Source organism: Amycolatopsis sp. lyj-112 (assembly GCF_046549055.1).
Taxonomy (GTDB): Bacteria; Actinomycetota; Actinomycetes; order Mycobacteriales; family Pseudonocardiaceae; genus Amycolatopsis.
Genome location: NZ_JAJPWS010000006.1, coordinates 342,597 through 365,102, shown reverse-complemented (window position 1 = coordinate 365,102; position 22,506 = coordinate 342,597). Strand labels below are relative to the sequence as shown.

Here is a 22,506-nt window from a genome sequence, read left to right as displayed (position 1 = left end):
CGAACACCCTGGAGCTGCGATGTCTACGTCCGAGAACAAGGTCGTCGAGGCCCTTCGGGCGGCACTGAAGGAATCCGACCGCCTGCGCGGGGAAAACCGGCGGCTGACCGGTGAGCCCCTCGCGATCATCGGGATGGCGTGCCGCTATCCGGGCGGGGTCCGCTCGCCGGAAGACCTGTGGAGCATGGTCGCCGAGGAACGCACCGGGCTCACCGGATTCCCGGTCGACCGCGGCTGGGATCTCGACGGGCTCTATGACCCCGAGCAGGGCAAGCCGGGCAAGAGTTATGTGCGCGACGGCGGTTTCCTGCACGACGCCGCGCGGTTCGACCCGGCGTTCTTCGGGATCTCGCCGCGTGAGGCGCTGGCGATGGACCCGCAGCAGCGGCTGTTGCTGGAGATCTCGTGGGAGGCGATCGAACGGGCGGGAATCGCCCCGGATTCCCTGCGCGGCAGCCGGACCGGAGTTTTCGCGGGCGTCATCCACAACGAGTACTCCGCCATCGCGGGCACCCCGCCCGCCGATCTGGAGCCCTACCTGGGCAACGGGAGTTTCGCGAGCATCGCCTCCGGGCGGGTGTCCTACACCCTCGGGCTCGAAGGCCCGGCCATGACCGTCGACACCGCGTGCTCGTCGTCGCTGGTGGCCCTGCACCTGGCGGCACAGGCGCTGCGGCAGGGCGAATGCTCGCTCGCGCTCGCGGGCGGTGTCACCGTGATGGCCAACCCGGCGGCCTTCGTGGACTTCAGCCGTCAGCGCGGGCTGGCGGCGGACGGCCGGATCAAGGCGTTCGCCGACGCCGCCGACGGGACGGCCTGGGGTGAAGGCGCCGGCATGCTGCTCGTCGAGCGGCTTTCCGACGCGCGGCGCAACGGCCACCGCGTGCTGGCCATCGTCCGCGGCAGCGCGGTGAACCAGGACGGGGCGTCGAACGGGCTCACCGCGCCGAACGGAGGTGCGCAGCAGCGGGTGATCCGCCAGGCACTGGCGAACGCCCGGCTGACGCCGTCCGATGTGGACGCCATGGAGGCGCACGGGACCGGGACGAAACTCGGCGACCCGATCGAGGCTCAGGCCCTGCTGGCCACCTACGGCCAGGACCGGACCTCGCCGCTCTGGCTCGGTTCGGTGAAGTCGAATATCGGGCACAGCCAAGCGGCGGCCGGGGTCGCGTCGATCATCAAACTGGTCGAGGCGATGCGCCACGGTGTCTTGCCGCGGACGCTGCATGTCGACAAGCCGACATCGCAGGTGGACTGGGCCGAGGGCGCGGTGTCGTTGCTGACCGAGGCCCAGCCTTGGCCGAAGTCGGATCGCCCCCGGCGCGCGGCGGTGTCGTCGTTCGGCATCAGCGGGACCAACGCGCACGTCGTCCTCGAACAACCGGCCACCGATACCGAGACATCCTCCGAAGGACCGGCGCTGGTGCCGTTCGTGCTGTCCGGAAAGACCGAGGCCGCGCTGCGTGAGCAGGCCGTGCGCCTGAGGGATCTGCTCGCCGGTGCGCCGGACCTGGCGGCCGCGGATGTCGCGTTCTCCCTGGCGACGTCGCGGGCCGCGCTGGAACACCGGGCTGCCGTCGTGGGGGAGCGGGACGAGCTGTCGGCCGGGCTGGAAGCCCTCATCGGAGGCGGAGGGCTCACCGGGCGCGCCGTCGACGGGCAGACCGCGTTCCTGTTCACCGGGCAGGGAAGTCAGAGGCTGGGGATGGGCCGGGAACTGGCTGAGATCTTCCCGGTGTTCGCGGAGTCCTTTGAGGACATTCGTCAGCGGTTCGGCTTGCCGGACAAGCTCTCTGTGGAAGAACTGAACCAGACGGCTAACACGCAGTGCGAGTTGTTCGCGCTTGAGGTTTCGTTGTTCCGGTTGGTGGAGAGCTGGGGTGTCCGGCCTGATTTCTTGGCGGGGCATTCGATCGGTGAGATCGCCGCCGCGCACGTGGCCGGTGTGTTGTCGCTGGATGACGCCGTGACTTTGGTGGCCGCGCGGGGCCGGTTGATGCAGGCCTTGCCGTCCGGTGGGGCGATGGTGGCGGTGCAGGCGACCGAGGACGAGGTCGCGCCGCTGCTCACTTCCGGTGTCTCCATCGCGGCGATCAACGGTCCGAATTCCGTGGTGGTTTCCGGGGACGAGGACGCCGTCGCCGCGGTGGTCGCCGCGTTCGAGGGGCGCAAGACGAAGAACCTAGTAGTCAGTCACGCGTTCCACTCGCCGCGGATGGATCCGATGCTGGCGGAGTTCCGGGCGGTCGCGGAGGGCCTTTCCTACACGGCGCCGCAGATCCCGATGGTCACCGGCGGGCGGGAAGACGTCGCCACCGCCGACTACTGGGTCCGGCACGTTCGCGAGGCCGTCCGTTTCCGGGACGTGGTCGGCTTCCTCGAAGCCGAAGGGGTCACGCGGTTCCTGGAACTCGGACCCGACGGCGTCCTGACCGCGATGGCGCAGGACAGCCTGGAGCACGACGCGGTGCTGGCCCCGGCGTTGCGCCGGGATCGGCCCGAGGTCGCGAGCCTGCTCACCGCGATCGCGGGACTGCACGTCCACGGCGCGGAGGTCGACTGGGCGCCACTGTTCACCGGTGCCCGCCGGGTCGACCTGCCGACGTACCCGTTCCAGTACGAACACTTCTGGCTCGAAGCCGGCGCGGCGGATCGCGACGTTTCGGCGGCGGGGCTGACCGCGTCCGGGCACGCGCTGCTCGCCGCCACCGTGCGCCCGGCGGGGTCGGACGAACTTCTCTTGACCGGCCGGATCTCCTTGAGCGGCCAGCCTTGGCTTGCCGACCACACCGTCGCCGGTGCCGTTCTGCTGCCCGGCACGGCGTTCGTCGAACTCGCCCTGGCCGCCGCGGACGAAGCCGGTTGCGCGGCCGTGGAAGAACTGAACCTCGAAGCGCCGCTGGTGCTCCCGGATCGTGGTGGTGTTCAGGTGCAGGTCGCCGTCGGCGCGGCCGACACCGCGGGCAAGAGGTCGATCGCCGTGCACTCGCGACCAGAAGGCGACGACCTCTGGACGCGGCACGCCACCGGTCTGCTCGGCGCCGGACAGGCCACACCGTCCACCGAGGATGATCTGACCGTCTGGCCGCCTCAGGGCGCCGCATCGGTCGACGTCGAAGACTTCTACCCGAGGCTGGCCGCCGAAGGTCTCGACTATGGCCCGGCCTTCCAAGGCGTCCAGGCCGTGTGGACCCTCGGTGCCGATGTGTTCGCCGAGGTGCGGCTGGAGGAGACCCGAGGCTCGTTCGGGATCCACCCCGCGCTCTTCGACGCCGCATTGCACGCCATCGGTGTCGGCGAGTCACGGGCACTCGAGGTGCCGTTCGCCTGGTCGGACGTCCGGCTGCACGCCGACGGCGCGACCGTGCTGCGCGTCCGCCTCAGCCCTGCCGGAAACGGGGCCGTGTCGGTCTTCGCGGCCGATCCGGCCGGTGCCCCGGTGCTGTCGGTGGGCTCGCTCAGCCTGAGGGCGCCCGCTGCGGAAAAGGCCAAGATCCCCCGGGACGCGCTGTTCCGCGTGACGTGGACGCCTGTCGCGATCCCCGCCGGTGAGGACGAAGTACACGTCGAGTCCTTTGTGGACGTAGATGACATTCGGCAAGCCGTCCTTCGGGCGCGAGAGATCGTGCTCTCCTTCGCCGAGGCCGCCGGACCTGAGGTCGTCTTCCTGACCAGCGGAGCCATCGCGGAATCCCCGGCGCAGGCCGCGGTCTGGGGCCTCGTGCGGTCGGCGCGCGAGGAGTACCCCGGCCGGTTCGTCCTGGTCGACGTCGACGACCCGGCCGAGGTCACCCCTGCCGTGCTGGCCGGGATCGTCGCCTCCGGCGAGCCCGAGGTCACCGTCAAGGCCGGGGAGACCCAGGTCCCCCGACTCACTCCGGTCCGCTCGGGCAGCACCGGCGACGGCTGGGACCCCCAGGGCACGGTGCTGATCACCGGCGGCACCGGGGCGCTCGCCGCGGAACTGGCCCGGCACCTCGTCACCGAGCGAGGCGTGGAAAACCTTGTTCTCGCGAGCCGTCGTGGCCCGGCGGCCGAAGGTGCTGAGGAACTGGCCCGGCTCGGTGCCCGCGTGGTCGCCTGCGACGTCGCGAGCCGGGACGACCTGGCGGCTCTGCTCGACGGAATCCCCGCTGACCACCCGCTGACCGCGGTCGTCCATGCGGCGGGTGTCCTCGACGACGGTCTTCTCGCCGACCTGACCCCTGAACGCTTCGAGACCGTCCTGCGATCCAAAGTGGACGGTGCGCTCCTGCTCGACGAACTGGTCGGCGACGCGGCCGAACTCGTGTACTTCTCCTCCGCGTCGGGCGTGCTCGGCAGTGCGGGGCAGGCGAACTACGCCGCCGCCAACGCGGTGCTCGACACGCTGGCGCACCGACGTCGCGCGCGGGGACTCGCCGCGACGTCACTCGCGTGGGGACTCTGGGAATCCTCCGGCGGGATGGCCGCGGCGCTGGCCGAGACCGGCCGCGCGCGGATGGCCGGCTCCGGCCTGGTGCCGTTGTCGATCGAAGACGGCTTGGCGCTGTTCGACTTCGCCGTGAGCGCGGGTGAAGCGCTGTTCGTGCCGATGCGTCTCGACGTGCCCGCGTTACGCGCGAGCGCCACGGAAGTCCCCCTGTTGCGGGCCTTCACGGGCAGGTCCCGGCGAACGGCGTCCTCGGCCGTCGGCGCCCACGACCTGCGCGAGCGCCTGGCCCCGCTGACCACCGCCGACCGGGACCGCGCACTACTGGCACTCGTCCGCGCGCAGGTCGCCGAGGTGCTCGGCCACCAGGGCACGGAGTCCGTCGAGGCCGGCCGTTCCTTCCGTGAACTGGGCTTCGACTCGTTGACCGCGGTGGAACTGCGGAACGGGCTGAACACCGCGACCGGGCTTCGGCTGCCCGCGACCGCGGTCTTCGATCACCCGAGCCCGCGGGCGCTCGCGGATCTGGTGAGCGCCGAACTGTTCGGCGCCGACACCGCGCCCACTCGCGCGGTGAGCGCTGTGAGCACGGTGGGCGCGGACGAGCCGATCGCGATCATCGGGATGGCCTGCCGTTACCCCGGCGGCGTCTCGTCGCCCGAAGAGCTTTGGCGGCTGGTCGCGGAGGGTCGCGACGGTATCTCCGGCTTCCCGATCGACCGCGGCTGGGACCTGGACGGACTGTACGACCCCGACCCGGGCAAGGCTGGGAAGAGTTACGTCCGGGAGGGCGGTTTCCTGCACGAGGCCGGGGACTTCGATCCCGGCTTCTTCGGGATCTCGCCGCGTGAGGCGCTCGCCATGGATCCGCAGCAGCGTCTGCTGCTGGAGGTTTCGTGGGAGGCCTTCGAACGCGCCGGGATCGACCCGGGTTCGTTGCGAGGCAGCGGTACCGGCGTCTTCGCCGGGCAGATGTACCACGACTACATCACCGGCGCGACGGCCGTTCCCGACGACGTCGAGGGCTACCTCGGCACCGGGAACTCCGGAAGTGTGCTGTCCGGCCGGATTTCCTACACCTTCGGGCTCGAAGGCCCCGCTGTCACCGTCGACACCGCGTGCTCGTCCTCGCTGGTCGCGCTGCACCTGGCCGCCCAGGCGCTGCAGCGCGGCGAATGTTCGCTGGCGCTGGCGGGTGGCGTGACCGTGATGGCGACGCCGGAGACCTTTGTGGACTTCAGCCGTCAGCGTGGGCTGGCGGCGGACGGCCGCTCCAAGTCCTTCTCCGACAGCGCCGATGGCACTTCGTGGTCCGAGGGTGTCGGCATGCTGCTGGTGGAGCGTCTGTCGGACGCGCGGCGCAACGGTCACCGGGTACTGGCCGTGGTGCGCGGAAGCGCGGTGAACCAGGACGGCGCGTCCAACGGTCTGACGGCGCCGAACGGTCCGTCACAGCAGCGAGTGATCCGACAGGCACTGGCGAACGCGCGGCTCGAACCGTCCGAAGTGGACGTTGTCGAGGCGCACGGCACTGGGACGACGCTGGGTGATCCGATCGAGGCGCAGGCCTTGCTGGCGGCTTATGGCCAGGAGCGCGAACGCCCGCTGTGGCTCGGTTCGATCAAGTCGAATATCGGCCACAGCCAGGCGGCGGCCGGGGTGGCGGGCGTGATCAAGATGGTCGAGGCGATGCGGCACGGGGTGCTGCCGAAGACCCTGCACGTCGACGAGCCTTCGTCGCAAGTGGACTGGACGGCCGGCGCCGTCTCACTGCTGACGGAGTCCCGGCTCTGGCCGGAGGCGGAGCGTCCGCGGCGCGCGGCGGTGTCGTCGTTCGGGATCAGCGGCACCAACGCCCACATCGTGCTGGAGCAGGGGCCCGCAGAGGTCGCCGGAGCCGGTGAGGGCCCGGCTCCGGCGCCGTTCCTCCTGTCCGCCAAGACCGAGGCCGCTCTGGTCGATCAAGCGGCCCGGCTGCGGGATCTGCTCACCGGAGCCCCGGACCTTACGGTCGCGGATGTCGCGTTCTCGCTGGCGACGTCGCGGGCGGCGCTGGAACACCGGGCCGCCGTCGTGGCGGACGACCGGGACACGCTGCTGACCGGACTCGACACGCTTGCCACCGAGGGAATCACCGGGCGCGCGGCCGAGGGACGGGTGGCGTTCCTGTTCACCGGCCAGGGAAGTCAGCGGCTCGGGATGGGCCGGGAACTGGCCGTGGCTTTCCCTGTGTTCGCCGAGTCCTTTGAGGACATACGCCGACGGTTCGGTCTGCCGAATGATCTCTCGGCGGAGGAACTGAACCAGACGGCTAACACCCAATGCGAGTTGTTCGCGCTCGAAGTGTCGCTGTTCCGGTTGGTGGAGAGCTGGGGTGTCCGGCCGGACTTCTTGGCGGGGCATTCGATCGGCGAGATCGCCGCCGCGCACGTGGCCGATGTGCTTTCGCTGGATGACGCCGTGACTTTGGTGGCCGCGCGGGGCCGGTTGATGCAGGCCTTGCCGTCCGGTGGAGCGATGGTGGCGGTGCAGGCGACCGAAGACGAAGTGACTCCGCTGCTCACCGAAAACGTGGCGATCGCGGCGATCAACGGGCCGAATTCCGTGGTGGTGTCCGGCGAGGACGACGCCGTCGCCACCGTCGTGGCCGCGTTCGAGGGCCGCAAGACGAAGAACCTAGTAGTCAGTCACGCGTTCCACTCGCCCTTGATGGACGCCATGCTCGACGACTTCCGCACCGTCGCGGAAGGGCTTACGTACCAGGCGCCGCGGATCCCGGTGATCTCCGGGAAGCTCGCCGAGACCGGCACCGCGGAGTACTGGGTCCGGCATGTCCGTGACGCCGTCCGCTTCTGCGACACGGTGAAGTTCCTGGAGGCCGAGGGCGTCACCCGGTTCCTGGAACTTGGTCCCGACGGTGTCTTGACCGCGATGGCACAGGACTGCCTCGAGACCGACGCCGTCCTCGTACCGATCCTGCGGAAGGGCCGCGACGATGCGCGCACCGCGATGACCGCGCTCGCCTCGCTGCACGTCCACGGGGTCGCGGTCGAGTGGGCGACGCTGTTCGCCGGGGCCCGCCGGGTCGACCTGCCCACCTACGCCTTCCAGCACCGCCGGTTCTGGCTGTCCTCCGCCGCGGGCCAGACCACCACCGGCCACCCGCTGCTCGATGCCACCGCGGAACTGCCCGACGGCAACGGTTTCCTGCTCACCGGCAGGCTTGCCGGCCACGTCCAGCCCTGGCTGGCCGACCACCGCGTCGGCGACGCGGTCCTGCTGCCCGGCACCGCTTTCGTCGAACTCGCCTTGCGGGCGGGCGACGAGGCGGGCTGTGACCATCTCGACGACTTGACCCTGGAAGCCCCGCTGGTCCTGCCCGAACGCGGCGCGACCCAGCTGTCCGTCCTGGTCGGCGACGAGGGCGGTTCGGGACGGCGGACCGTCGAGATCTACTCGCGCCACGAGAACGAGGGAGGCTGGGGCCGGCACGCCACCGGTCTGCTGTCGGCTTCCGGCGGCACCGAACCGGCCGGGCTGACCGCATGGCCGCCCGCGCACGCCGAGCCGGTCCCGGTCGACGCGGTCTACGACGAACTCGCCGCCACCGGTCTCGAATACGGCCCGGCTTTCCGTGGTCTCCGTGCGGCTTGGCGAGCCGGGGACGATCTCTTCGCCGAGGTTGAACTCCCCGAGGAACAGCACACTGACGCCGCGCGTTTCGGCCTTCACCCGGCGTTGCTCGACGCCGCGCTGCACGCGATCGGCATCGCGGCCGACGACACCGGGACCCGGCTTCCCTTTGCCTGGGCGGGAGTCCACCTGTACGCCGGGGGAGCGACCCGGCTCCGCGTCCGCCTGCGGCGCACCGGCGCAGACGGATTCGCGGTGCTGGTGACCGACGCCGCCGGCCGTCCGGTCGCGTCGGCCGACGAACTGACGCTGCGCGAGGTTTCCCCGGAAGCCAGGCCTGCTACGAACTCGCTGTACCGGCTCGACTGGCGTCCCGTCCCGCTCGCCGAGAGCGGGAAGCCGATCGACGACGTGTTCTCGGTTCCTGCCAGCGACAACACGGCGGCCGGAGTCCACGCGGCCACCGCCGCGGTCCTCGACGTCGTCCAGCGCCGGCTGGCCGACGAGTCGTCCGCGCCGCTGGTCGTGCACACCCGCGGCGCGGTCGCCGCGGCAGACGGGGAGACCGTCGAAGATCTCGCGCACGCCGCCGTCTGGGGGCTGGTGCGGACGACGCAGGCGGAGAATCCCGGCCGGTTCGTCCTGGTCGACTCGGAAACCGTGCCGGACGACCGGGTGACCGCGGGCGACGAGCCGCAGCTCGCCCTGCGGGACGGCCGGGCGTTCGCGCCCCGCCTGACCGCGACCGGGGCCACCGAGCTGACGCCGCCCGCCGAAACCGCGTGGCGGCTGGACATCACCGGCCGCGGCACGCTGGAGAACCTGGCGCTGGTGCCGTCGCCGGAAGCGGTCGCGCCGCTGGCCGAGGGTGAGGTCCGGCTGGCCGTGCGGGCGGCCGGGCTCAACTTCCGCGACGTGCTGATCGCGCTGGGCATGTACCCCGGCGCGGCCACGCTCGGCAGCGAGGGCGCCGGCGTGGTCACCGAAATCGGCCCCGGCGTCACCGGCCTCGCGGTCGGGGACCGGGTGTTCGGCCTGATGTCGAACGGCTTCGGCCCGCTGGTCGTCACCGATCACCGGACGCTCGCGAAGATGCCGGACGACTGGACCTTCGCCACCGCGGCCTCGGTGCCGATCGTCTTCCTCACCGCCTACTACGGCCTGTTCGACCTCGCCCGGCTGAGCGCCGGGGAATCCGTGCTGGTGCACGCGGCGGCCGGCGGTGTCGGCATGGCGGCGACCCAGCTGGCACGCCATGCCGGCGCCGAAGTGTTCGGCACGGCCAGCCCGGGCAAATGGGAAGCTTTGCGCGCCAACGGCTTCGACGACGCGCACCTCGCCTCTTCCCGCAGCCTCGGTTTCGAGGAGAAGTTCCGCTCGGGTACGCACGGACGCGGTGTCGACGTCGTCCTGAACTCGCTGGCGGGGGAATACGTCGACGCGTCGCTGGAGTTGCTGGCCCCGGGCGGCCGGTTCGCCGAGATGGGCAAGACCGACATCCGCGAACCCGGTACGACCGGCGCCGAGTACCACCCGTTCGACGTGATCGACGCCGGTCCCGAGCGCATCCACGAGATGCTGGCCGCTCTGCTGGAGCTGTTCGCCGCCGGTGCGCTGACCCCGTTGCCCGTCACCGCGTGGGACGTCCGGCGTGGGCCCGACGCCTTCCGTTTCCTCAGCCAGGCCAAGCACATCGGCAAGAACGTGCTGAAGATGCCGGTCGCGCCGGACCCGGCGGGCACCGTGCTGATCACCGGGGGCACGGGTGCGCTGGGCGCGCTCTTCGCCCGGCACCTGGTGCGGGAACGCGGCGTCCGGCATCTGCTGCTGACCAGCAGGCGTGGCCGGGACGCGGCGGGCGTACCGGAATTGCTCGCGGAACTGGCGGAACTGGGCGCTTCCGCGTCCGTGGCGGCCTGTGACGCGGCGGATCGTGACGCGCTGGCCGAGGTCCTCGCCGGGATTCCCGCCGAGCATCCGCTGACCGCCGTGGTGCACACGGCCGGGGTGCTGGACGACGGCCTGGTCGAGACGCTGACGCCGGAACGCCTCGCGAAGGTGTTGCGGCCCAAGGTCGACGCCGCGCTCAACCTGCACGAACTGACTCGGCACGCCGATCTCGCCGAGTTCGTCGTGTTCTCCTCCGCGGCCGGCGTATTCGGCAACGCGGGGCAGGCGAACTACGCCGCGGCCAACGGTTTCCTGGACGCGCTGAGCACCCACCGCGCCGCGCAGGGTCTGGCGGCCCGGTCGCTGGCCTGGGGTCTGTGGGCCGAGGCCGGGGGAATGGCGGGTTCACTCGGCGAGGCGGAGCTGACCCGGATGGCGCGCAGCGGAACCGCCGCTCTGTCTACAGAGGACGGTGTCGCGCTGTTCGACGCGGCGAGCGCGCTCGCGGAACCGGTGCTGGTGCCGATGCGCCTCGACGCCGCCGCGATGAGCGCGAGCGCGAGGCCGGACGGGCTCCCGCCGTTGCTGCGTGGCCTGGTGCGCGGACCCGCCCGGCGTTCGGCGTCGGCAGGGGTGGCCGGGAATGCGGACTCGCTGCGGGACAAGCTGCTGGCCATCCCGGCGAACGATCGCGAGTCGCTGCTGGTCGATCTCGTCCGCACACATTCCGCGACCGTCCTCGGGCACACCGGGGCGGACGCCGTCGAGGCGGCACGGTCGTTCCAGGAGATCGGGTTCGACTCGCTGACCGCCGTCGAACTGCGGAACCGGCTCACCGCGGCCACCGGCCTGCGGCTGCCGGCGACGCTGATCTTCGACTACCCGACCCCGGAAACGCTCGCCGCCCACATCTTCGAAGGCGTGCTCGGTTCGGCGACCGTGGCCGAGACCGAACAAGCCGCGTTCACCGCCGACGAGCCGATCGCGATCGTGGCGATGAGCTGCCGGTTCCCCGGAAGGGCGAACACCCCCGAGGATCTGTGGCGGCTCCTGGCCGCCGGCGAGGACGCGCTGGGCGAGTTCCCCGCCGACCGTGGCTGGGACCTCGACCGGCTCTTCGACGCCGACCCGGACCGCCGGGGTACCTCGTACTCCCGGCGGGGCGCGTTCCTTGAGGTCGCGGGCGACTTCGACGCGGGATTCTTCGGGATCTCACCGCGTGAGGCGCTGGCGATGGACCCGCAGCAGCGGCTCCTGCTGGAGACGTCGTGGGAGGCGTTCGAGCGGGCCGGGATCGACCCGGCGACGCTGCGCGGCAGCCGCACGGGCGTGTTCGCCGGGGTGATGGACAACGAATACGTGTCCAGTTCGGCGGAAGTCCCCGACGGCGTCGAGGGCTACCTCGCCACCGGTACGTCGGCGAGCATCGCGTCGGGCCGGGTCTCCTACACCTTCGGGCTGGAGGGCCCGGCGGTCACCGTCGACACGGCGTGCTCGTCATCGCTGGTCGCCCTGCACCTCGCGGCGCAGGCGCTGCGCCAGGGCGAATGCACGCTCGCTCTGGCCGGCGGTGTCACCGTGATGGCCACGCCCGGGACCTTCGTCGAGTTCAGCCGTCAGCGCGGGCTGGCCCCGGACGGCCGGTGCAAGGCGTTCGCGGACGGCGCGGACGGCACCGGCTGGGGTGAAGGCGCGGGAATGCTGCTGGTGGAACGACTTTCCGACGCCCGGCGCAACGGGCACCCGGTGCTCGCGGTCCTGCGGGGCAGCGCGATCAACTCCGACGGCGCTTCCAACGGCCTGACCGCGCCGAACGGTCCGTCGCAGCAACGGGTGATCCGGCAGGCGCTGGCGAACGCGCGGCTCACACCGTCCGATGTGGACGCCGTCGAGGCGCACGGCACCGGCACGACACTCGGCGACCCGATCGAGGCGCAGGCGCTGCTGGCGACCTACGGCCAGGACCGGGAACGGCCGCTGCTGCTCGGGTCGATCAAGTCGAATATCGGGCACACGCAGGCCGCGGCCGGTGTCGCCGGAGTGATCAAGATGGTGCTGGCGATGCGGCACGGGACCTTGCCCCGCACGCTGCACGTGGACACGCCCAGTTCGCGGGTCGACTGGTCGGCCGGGCAGGTCGCGCTGGCGACCGAATCGACGTCGTGGCCGGAGTCCGGCGGGCCGCGCCGGGCGGCGGTGTCGTCGTTCGGCATGAGCGGCACCAACGCTCACGTGGTTCTCGAACAAGGGCCCGCGGAGGAAGCGGTCGCACCGCGGCCCGGTGTGCTCGGCGACGTCGTCGCCTGGCCGCTGTCGGCGAAGGAACCGGAGGCGCTGGCCGCACAGGCCGCGCATCTGAAGTCCTTTGTGGACGACCTGCACGCGACGGATGTGGCCTACTCGCTCGCGACTTCACGGACGACGCTGGACCACCGCGCGGTGGTCGTCGGCGCGGACCGCGCGTCGCTGGGCGACGGTCTGCGCGCGCTGGCCGCGGGCGAACCGTCGGGTGCGCTGGTCGAAGGGACCGCGCTCACCGGGAAGCCGGTGTTCGTCTTCCCCGGCCAAGGTTCGCAGTGGGCCGGGATGGCGGTCGACCTGCTGGCGTCCGCTCCGGTGTTCGCGGAGTCGATGGCCGAATGCGAGGACGCGCTGTCGGCTTATGTGGACTGGAAGCTGACCGACGTCCTCTCCGACGCGGCCGCATTGGAGCGCGTGGACGTCGTACAGCCGGCGTTGTTCGCCGTGATGGTGTCCCTGGCCCGCCTGTGGCGTGCCAGTGGGATCGAGCCGGCCGCGGTGGTGGGCCACTCCCAGGGTGAGATCGCGGCCGCCTACGTGGCCGGGGCACTGTCCCTTGCGGACGCCGCACGCGTCGTCTGCCTGCGCAGCAAGGCGATCACCAAGCTTTCGGGCCGGGGCGGAATGGTCTCGGTCGCCGCCTCCGAACAGCGGGTCCGGGAACTGCTGCCCGACGGCGTCTCGGTCGCGGCGGTGAACGGTCCCGCCGCGGTGGTGGTGTCGGGCGACGTCGCCGGGCTGGAGACGGTGATCGAAGCCTGTGAGTCGGCCGGGCTCCGCGCGAGGCGTATCCCGGTGGACTACGCGTCGCATTCGGCGCACGTCGACGCGATCGAGCAGGACGTGCTGACCGCTTTGGAAGGCATCGAACCGCGGACGCCGTCGATCCCGTTCTCTTCGACGGTGACCGGCGAGCCGAGTTTCGACGCGGCGTATTGGTTCCGCAATCTGCGTAGCACCGTCCACTTCGAACAGACGGTACGACGGCTGCTGAAGGACGGGTTCCGGTTCTTCGTGGAGATGAGCCCGCATCCGGTGCTGACCACCGGAGTCACCGACACGGCACAGGACAGTGGTGAACGCGCGGTCGCCCTTGGCAGTCTCCGTCGCGACGAAGGCGGATCCCAGCGGTTCCTGACCTCACTGGCCGAAGCCCACGTCCACGGCCTCAGCCCGGACTGGGCGGCGTTGTTCCCCGGTACCCGGGTCGCTCTGCCCACTTACGCCTTCCAGCACGAGCGCTACTGGCTGCGGGTGAACACCGCCGCCGATCCCGCTCAGGCCGGGCTGGACGCGGGCGGTCACCCGCTGCTCGGCGCCGCGGTCCCGCTCGCCGGGAGCGACGGCCTGGTCTGCACCGGCCGGGTGTCCGCGCGTGGCCAGACCTGGCTGCCCGACCACGCCGTCGGCGGCGCGTTGTTGCTGCCGGGTGCGGCGTTCGTCGAACTGGCGATGTCGGCCGGGGACCGGGTCGGCTGCGGCCGGGTCGCCGAACTGACCATCGAAGCGCCCCTCGTGCTCGGGGAGACCGGTGGCGCGCGGCTGCAGGTCACCGTCGGCGCGCCCGGGGAGGACGGGACCCGGGAGGTCACCGTGCATTCGCGCGACGAAGCCGGTGGCACGGACTGGATCCGCCACGCGACCGGGCTGCTGTCCGCGGAAGAACCGGTCCTGGCCGACCTGACGCAATGGCCACCGGCGGGTGCCGAACCGATCTCCGTCGAGGGCCACTACGACGGCCTCGCGGACCTCGGATACGGCTATGGCCCGGCGTTCCGCGGTCTGCGTGCGGCTTGGCGGCACGGCGACGACGTCCTCGCCGAGGTCGCGCTGCCGGAGGACCGGATCGCCGAGGCGGCCGCGTTCGGGCTGCACCCCGCGTTGCTCGACGCGGCCCTCCACGCGCTGGGCTTCGGTTTGCTGCCGGACGACGGTCAGCTGCGCCTGCCGTTCAGCTGGAACGGGGTTTCGCTGGCCGCGGTCGGCGCGCCGAGCCTGCGGGTGCGCTTGTCACCCGCCGGACCGGACGCGGTGTCGCTGACCCTGGCCGATTCGACCGGTGCGCCGGTCGCCTCGGTGGAGTCCGTGGTGTTCCGGCCGGTCGCCGCGGCCCAGCTGGCCGGCGCCCGGCGTGATCCGGCCGAGTCCCTGTTCTGTGTCCAGTGGACGGATCTGTCCACAACGGACTCCCCGGCGCCGTCCGTGGTGGTGCTCGACGACCTGAGCCTGGACGAGCTGGCCGACGCAATCGCACCGGGCACCGTGGTCCTCACGACTTGTGCATCCACGGCCGGAGGCCTCGCGGAGGCGGCACATATTGCTGCCCAGCAAGCACTTGCGCTCATCCAGGCCTGGCTGGCCGACGACCGCTTCGCCGGGGCCAAGCTGGTCTTCCGGACTTCCGGCGCGGTTTCGGTGGCGGCGGACGAACCCGTACGCGATCCGGCGACCGCGACCGTGTGGGGTCTGTTGCGGTCCGCGCAGGAGGAGAACCCCGAGCGATTCGGGCTCCTCGACACCGACGGGACCGAGGAATCGGACCGCGTCCTGTCCGCCGCGCTCGCGCTCGACGAACCGCAGATCGCGCTCCGCGCCGGAACGGTGCTCGGCGCCAGGCTGGTCAAGGCGTCCGCGGACACCACGCTCGTCCCGCCCGCCGGAAGCGGCGCGTGGACCGTGGACACCCTGGGCGGCGGCACGCTGGAGAACCTGGTGCTGCGGGACCGGCCCGAGCTGCTCGCCCCGCTCGCGCCCGGCCAGGTACGGATTTCCGTCCGAGCCGCCGGGCTCAACTTCCGCGACGTCGTCGTCGCGCTGGGCCTGGTACCCGGACAGGAAGGCATCGGCGGCGAGGGTGCGGGTGTGGTCACCGAGGTCGGCGCCGACGTCACGGATCTGGTGCCGGGCGACCGGGTGCTGGGCATGTTCGACGCCTCCTTCGGCCCCATCGCGGTGGCGGACCGGAACCTGATCGCACCCGTGCCGCACGCGTGGTCGTTCACCGAGGCCGCGTCGGCGCCGGTCGCGTTCCTGACCGCGTATGTCGGTCTGGCCGACCTCGGCAGGCTCGAACCCGGCCAGACGGTGCTGATCCACGCCGCCGCCGGCGGGGTGGGGATGGCCGCGGTACAACTGGCCCGCCACTTCGGCGCCGAGATCTACGTGACGGCGAGCCCCGCCAAGTGGGACACGCTGCGGGCCATGGGCTTCGACGACGAGCACATCGCGTCCAGCCGCACGCTCGACTTCGAGGACAAGATCCGCGAGGCTACCGGCGGACGCGGTGTCGACCTGGTGCTGGACTCACTGGCCCGGGACTTCGTCGACGCTTCCCTTCGGCTGGTGCGCGAAGGTGGCCGGTTCGTCGAGATGGGCAAGACCGACATCCGCGACGCGGACGAGGTCGCCGCCGCCCATCCCGGCGTGACCTACCGGGCGTTCGACCTGATCGACTCGGGGCACGACCGCATCCAGGAGATCCTCGGCGAACTGCTCGCTCTGTCCGAAAAGGACGTGGTGCGACCGCTGCCGACCACCGGCTGGGACGTCCGCCGCGCGCCGGAAGCGTTCCGGTTCCTGAGCCAGGCCAAGCACACCGGCAAGATCGTGCTGACCCCGCCCGCCGTCCTCGATCCCGAGGGAACGGTGCTGGTCACCGGCGGTACCGGCGTGCTGGGCGGACTTTTCGCCCGGCATCTGGTGGCCGAACGAGGCGTCCGGCACCTGCTGCTCACCAGCAGGCGCGGGCTCGCCGCCACCGGCGCCGAGGACCTGGTCGCGGACCTGACCGGGCTCGGCGCCACGGTCACCGTCGTCGCCTGTGACGTCGCCGAGCGCGACGCCGTCGCCGGGCTGATCGACTCGGTTCCGGTCGAGCATCCGCTCACCGCCGTCGTCCACACCGCCGGTGTGCTCGACGACGGCCTGATCCCGGCGCTGACCCCGGGCAGGCTCGATGCCGTCCTCCGGCCGAAGGTCGACGCGGCGGTGCACCTGCACGAACTGACCCAGGACCTCGACCTGGCCGCGTTCGTGCTGTTCTCCTCGTCCGCGGCGACGTTCGGCACGGCCGGACAGGGCAACTACGCGGCGGCCAACGCGTTCCTCGACGCGCTGGCGCAGCACCGCCGGGCTTCCGGGCTCGCCGGACAGGCGCTCGCCTGGGGATTCTGGGAAGAGCGCAGTGCGATGACCGGCCACCTCGACGAGGCGGACCTGGCCAGGATGAAGCGGTCCGGGGTCAGCCCACTGTCCTCTGTGGAGGGGCTGGCGCTGTTCGACGCGGCGAGCGAACGGGACGCCGGAGCGCTGGTTCCGCTGCACCTGGATACCTCGGTGCTGCGGGGGCAGACCGAGGTCCCGGCGCTGCTGCGCGTACTGGCGGGCGCTCCCGCCAAGCGGGTCGCAGGGGGAGGAGCCGCCGCCGGTGGTCCCTCACTGGCCCAGCGGCTGGCGGCGATCCCCGTCACCGACCGGGAACCATTCCTGCTCGACCTCGTGCGCTCGCACGCGGCGGCGGCGTTGGGGCACGCGTCGGTCGCCAAGGTCGGTCCCGAACTCGCGTTCCGCGATCTCGGGTTCGACTCGCTGACCGCCGTCGAACTGCGCAACCGGCTCGGTGCGGCCACCGGGCTGCGGCTGCCGTCCACTTTGGTCTTCGACCAGCCGAGCCCGGTCGCGCTCGCCCGGTACCTGCGCACGGAACTGGGTGGGCCGGAAGAAGAAGCCGCTCCTGAAGCCTTGGTACTCGCCGAGCTGGACCGGCTGGAGTCCGCGCTGGCCTCGGCCGTCACCGACGACGAGACCGCGGACCGGATCACCGACCGGCTGCGGGCCGTGCTCGCCCGGTGGACCGACTCGCGGGACGGCGGCGACGGCGATCTGGCCGACGCCAGCGCCGACGAGCTGTTCGACATCTTGCACAAGGAATTCGGAAGGTCGTGACCTGTGTCAGGCGAGGACAAACTGCTGGAGAACCTGAAGTGGGCGACCGGCGAGCTGCGGCGGACCCGGCGCAGGCTGGTCGAACTGGAGGAGGCCGGGCACGAGCCGATCGCCATCGTCGGGATGAGCTGCCGGTTCCCCGGCGGCGTCCGGTCGCCCGAACAGCTGTGGGATCTGGTGGCCTCCGGGGGCGACGCGCTCTCGGAATTCCCCACCGACCGCGGCTGGGACCTGGCCGGGCTCTTCGACCCCGATCCGGACACGCCGGGCAAGACCTACGTGTCCGAGGGCGGCTTCCTCTACGACGCGGGTGATTTCGACGCCGGGTTCTTCGGGATCTCGCCCCGTGAGGCGCAGGCGATGGACCCGCAGCAGCGGCTCCTGCTCGAGGCCGCGTGGGAGGTGCTCGAACGGGCCGGGATCGACCCGGCCACGCTGCGCGGCAGCCGGACCGGCGTGTTCGCCGGGGTGATCCACAACGACTACACCGGTGTGCTCACCGACATCCCGCCGGATCTGGAGCCCTACCTCGGAAACGGCAACTTCAGCAGCGTGGCTTCCGGGCGCATCGCCTACACGCTCGGGCTGGAGGGCCCGGCAGTGTCGGTGGACACCGCGTGCTCGTCGTCGCTGGTCGCCCTGCATCTCGCCGCGCAGGCGCTGCGGCGCGAGGAGTGCACGCTGGCGATGGTCGGCGGGGTGAACGTGATGACCCACCCCGCCGCGTTCGTCGACTTCAGCCGTCAGCGCGGGCTCGCCGCCGACGGTCGCTGCAAGGCCTTCTCCGAGGCCGCCGACGGCACCGGCTGGGGCGAGGGTGTCGGAATGCTGCTGGTGGAAAGGCTTTCCGACGCCCAGCGCAACGGCCACCAGGTGCTCGCCGTGCTGCGGGGCAGCGCGATCAACCAGGACGGCGCGTCGAACGGGCTCACCGCGCCGAACGGACCCGCGCAGCAGCGGGTGATCCGCCAGGCCCTGACCGACGCGCGGCTTTCCGCGGGCCAGGTGGACGTCGTCGAAGGCCACGGCACCGGGACGACGCTCGGCGATCCGATCGAGGCGCAGGCGCTGCTCGCGACCTATGGCCAGGAGCGGGAACGGCCGTTGCTGCTGGGCTCGCTGAAATCGAACATCGGGCATACGCAGGCGGCCGCCGGGGTCGGTGGCGTGATCAAGATGGTGCAGGCGATCCGGCACGGGGTCGCCCCGCGCACCCTGCACGCCGACGCGCCTTCGTCGCATGTGGACTGGACGGTGGGTGAGGTCTCCCTGCTGTCGGAGGAACAGGCTTGGCCGGAGACGGGCGAACCACGCCGAGCCGCGGTGTCCTCGTTCGGGATCAGCGGCACCAACGCCCACGTGATCCTGGAGCAGGCGCCGCCCGTCGAACCCGAGTCCACGTCGGATGAACGGGTCCTCGTGGGGGCCGCGTTGCCGTTCGCGCTGTCGGGCCGGACCGAGGAGGCGTTGCGCGGGCAGGCCGGGAATCTGGCGGCTCACCTCGCCGGCCACGACGTCGCGGCCGTGGCCCGGGCGCTGGTGAACTCGCGTTCGGCGTTGGAACACCGGGCGGTCGTCCTCGCCGACAGGGTCGATGACCTGCTCGGCGGACTGCGCGCGCTGGCCGATGGAGAACCCGCCGCTCGCGTCGTGACCGGTGTCGCGGAGGCCGGGAAGCCGGTGTTCGTGTTCCCGGGTCAGGGTTCGCAGTGGGTCGGGATGGCCGTGGAGCTGATGGCGTCGTCGTCGGTTTTCGCGGAGTCGATGGTCGAGTGTGAGCGAGCGCTTTCGTCCTTTGTGGACTGGAAGTTGACCGGCGTGCTGTCGGACGCTGCCGCGTTGGAGCGGGTCGATGTGGTTCAGCCGGTGTTGTTCGCGGTGATGGTGTCGTTGGCGCGGTTGTGGCGTGCGTGCGGGATCGAACCGGCGGCGGTGGTGGGGCATTCGCAGGGTGAGATCGCGGCGGCATATGTCGCCGGCGCCTTGTCGTTGGAAGACGCGGCTCGTGTGGTGTGCCTGCGGAGCAAGGCGATTCTGGCGTTGTCCGGCCGCGGCGGGATGGTGTCGGTCGCGGCGTCCGAGGACCGCGTCCGGGAACTGCTGCCGGAGCGTGTCTCGGTGGCGGCGGTGAACGGGCCGTCGGCGGTGGTCGTGTCGGGTGACGTCGCCGGGCTGGACGCGCTGAGCAAACGCTGCGAACTGGTCGACGTCCGCGCGAAACGGATCCCCGTGGACTACGCGTCGCATTCGGCGTATGTCGACGAGATCGAACAGGAGGTGCTGACCGCGCTGGAAGGCATCGAGCCGAAGACGCCGGTCGTGCCGTTCTATTCGACGGTGACCGATGAGCCGGGTTTCGACGCGGCTTACTGGTTCCGCAATCTTCGTGGCACTGTCCACTTCGAACAGACGATCCGACGGCTTTTGGACGACGGGTTCCGGTTCTTTGTCGAGTCGAGTCCGCATCCGGTGCTGACCACCGGGATCACCGAGATCAGTGAGGACGCCGTCGCGCTGGGAAGTCTGCGCCGGGACGAGGGCGGCCGGTTCGTGACTTCTCTGGCCGAGGCTCATGTGCGGGGATTGAGCCCGACGTGGTCGGCGGTGCTGCCCGCTGCCGAGAGGGTCGACCTGCCGACGTATGCCTTCCAGCACAAGCGGTTCTGGCTCGAACCCGGCGCGGCGAGTGGCGACGCCTCGGCGTTCGGGCAGGCGGTGGTGGACCATCCGCTCCTGGGCGCCGCCGTACCGCTCGCGAGCGACGGCGGTGTCCTGCTCACCGGCAGGCTTTCCCCCGCCACGCAACCGTGGCTGGCCGACCACACCGTGCTGGACACCGTACTACTGCCGGGGACGGCGTTCGTGGAACTCGCGCTGCGGGCCGGATCCGAGGTCGGCTGCGAGACGATCGACGAGCTCACCTTGGAAGCGCCGCTCATCCTCGACGACGTCGCGATGGTGGTGCAGGTCGCGGTGGGCGAACCCGACGAACACGGCCGCCACGCGGTGTCGGTGCATTCCCGGCCGGAACACTCGGACGAGCCGTGGACCCGCAACGCCCAAGGCGCACTCGCCAGCGGACCCGCTCCGGCGGAACCGCTCACCGAGTGGCCGCCTCCCGGTGCCACCGAGGTTCCGGTCGTCGATCTGTACGACCGGTTCGCCGAACTCGGTCTCGGCTATGGGCCGGTGTTCCAGGGACTGCGGGCCGCATGGCGCAAAGGTGACGACGTCTTCGCCGACGTCGACCTGCCTGACGGCGAAGAGGCCGGCAAGTACGGGGTCCACCCCGCGTTGCTGGACGCCGCGCTGCACACGCTCGGGCTCGGCTCGCAGGACGAGCGCGTGCGCCTTCCGTTCACCTGGTCCGGCGTGACCCTGCATTCCCGGGGCGCGTCGAAGCTGCGCGTGCGGCTCTCGCCCTCGCCCGAGGGCGGCGCGCTCACCGTGGCCGACGGCTCGGGCACGCCTGTGCTGACTGTCGGTGAACTGGGCCTGCGACCCCTTTCGGCGGCACAACTGGGCCGCCACCAGGAGTCGCTGTTCCGCATCGAGTGGGTCCCGGCCGCCGCGAGTCAGGCGGTGCCGGAAGACCCGGTGCTGTGGGACTGCCCGGCCGGCGAGCTGCGCGCGGTACTCGACGAGGTCCTGAAGCGAATCCAGGCTGCGTTGAGTGAGTCAGGCACGACGGTTCTGGTGACGTCGGGCGCGGTGGCGGCCACGTCGCCGGATCCGGTGGCGGCCGCCGTGTGGGGATTGGTGCGATCGGCGCAGGCGGAACACCCCGGCCGGTTCGTGCTGGTCGACGCCGTCACCGCCGCCGACGTCCGGATCGCGCTGGCCACCGGCGAACCGCAGGTCGCCGTCCGCGACGGGAAACCGTTCGTGCCCAGGCTCGCGCGAGTGCCCGCCGCCGAGGCGGGCGAACCGGACTGGGCGGCGGACGACGTCGTGCTGATCACCGGTGGCACCGGACGGCTCGGCCAGGCGCTGGCCCGGCACCTCGCCGTCCGGCACGGAGTCCGCGGGCTCGTCCTGACCGGGCGCTCCGGCTCAGGCGCCGAAGAATTGGTCCAGGAACTGAAAGAACTCGGTACCGACGTCACCGTGGCGGCCTGCGATGTGTCCGACGCCGAAGCGGTGCGCGCCCTGCTCGCGGCGCACCCGGTGACCGCCGTGGTGCATGCGGCGGCGGTGCTCGACGACGGCCTGATCGACGGGCTGACCCCGGAACGCCTGGACACCGTGCTGGCCCCGAAGGCCGACGGTGCGCGGAATCTGCACGAACTCGCCGGGCAGGTGCGGCGGTTCGTCGTGTTCTCCTCAGCGGCCGGGGTGTTCGGCAACCCGGCGCAGTCGGGTTACGCGGCGGCCAACGCCTACGTCGACGCGCTCATGCTCCGGCGCCGGGCCGAGGGGCTGCCCGGGGTTTCGCTGGCCTGGGGTTTCTGGGCCGAGCGCAGCGCGCTGACCGGCGGTCTCGGCGACACGGACGTCCGCCGCATGGCGCGGTCGGGGATCACCGCTCTGTCCACAGAGGACGGGCTCGCACTGTTCGACGCCGCCGTCGCCGGGACCGACGGACTGCTCGTACCCGCCAAGATCGACCTCGCCGCGTTCCGGGGCCGCCCGGCCGCCGAGGTACCCGCGTTGCTGCGCGGTCTCGTCCGCGTGCCGGCACGGCGGACCACCGAGGCGGCCGGGACCGCGGACGCGCTGCGGCGTGACCTCGCCGGGAAACCAGAGGACGAACGCGTCCGGCTGCTGCTGCACCTGGTGCGCACCCGCGTCGCGGCGGTGCTCGGGCACGAGTCGGCCGACGCGGTGGCCGAAGACCGGGGATTCCTGGAACTGGGCTTCGATTCCCTGACCGCGGTGGAACTGCGCAACCGGCTCGCCGAGACCACCGGTCTCCGGCTCCCGCCGACGCTGGTCTTCGACCGGCCGAACGCGGGCGCGCTGGCGGCGTTCCTGGCGGCCGAACTGACCACCGAGACCACGGCACCGGACGCGGGACAGGTGCTGGACGCGGAACTGGACCGGCTGGCCGCCGCGCTGGCTTCCGCCCAGCCGGACGAGGCGGGCCGGGCCCGGATCGCGGCCCGGCTGCACAGCCTCCTCGGAGTCGTCCGAAGCGGCGAAAGCGACGGCGGGGAATTCGCGGACAAATTGGAATCGGCCGACGATGACGAGATGTTCGCGTTCATCGACAACGAACTGGGCTCGTAAGTCGCGACTCACGTGATCAGAGGCGGATCTCGCGTGATCAGAAGCCGTACATACGAGTGCGGTGTCCAGTCACGTGAGTTCCGTGCCTGATCACG

At 71.5% G+C, this 22,506-nt stretch carries 2 protein-coding genes; both read left to right on the top strand.

Annotation, left to right across the window (positions count from 1 at the left end; genetic code table 11):
- Positions 1-19: 19 nt before the first annotated feature.
- On the top strand, positions 20-17,182 hold the full coding sequence (locus ACLJRL_RS22570; RefSeq protein ID WP_410658222.1) for an SDR family NAD(P)-dependent oxidoreductase: 17,163 nt from the start codon (positions 20-22) through the stop codon (positions 17,180-17,182).
- A gap of 3 nt (positions 17,183-17,185) precedes the next feature.
- On the top strand, positions 17,186-22,411 hold the full coding sequence (locus ACLJRL_RS22565; protein WP_410658221.1) for an SDR family NAD(P)-dependent oxidoreductase: 5,226 nt from the start codon (positions 17,186-17,188) through the stop codon (positions 22,409-22,411).
- Positions 22,412-22,506: the final 95 nt, after the last annotated feature.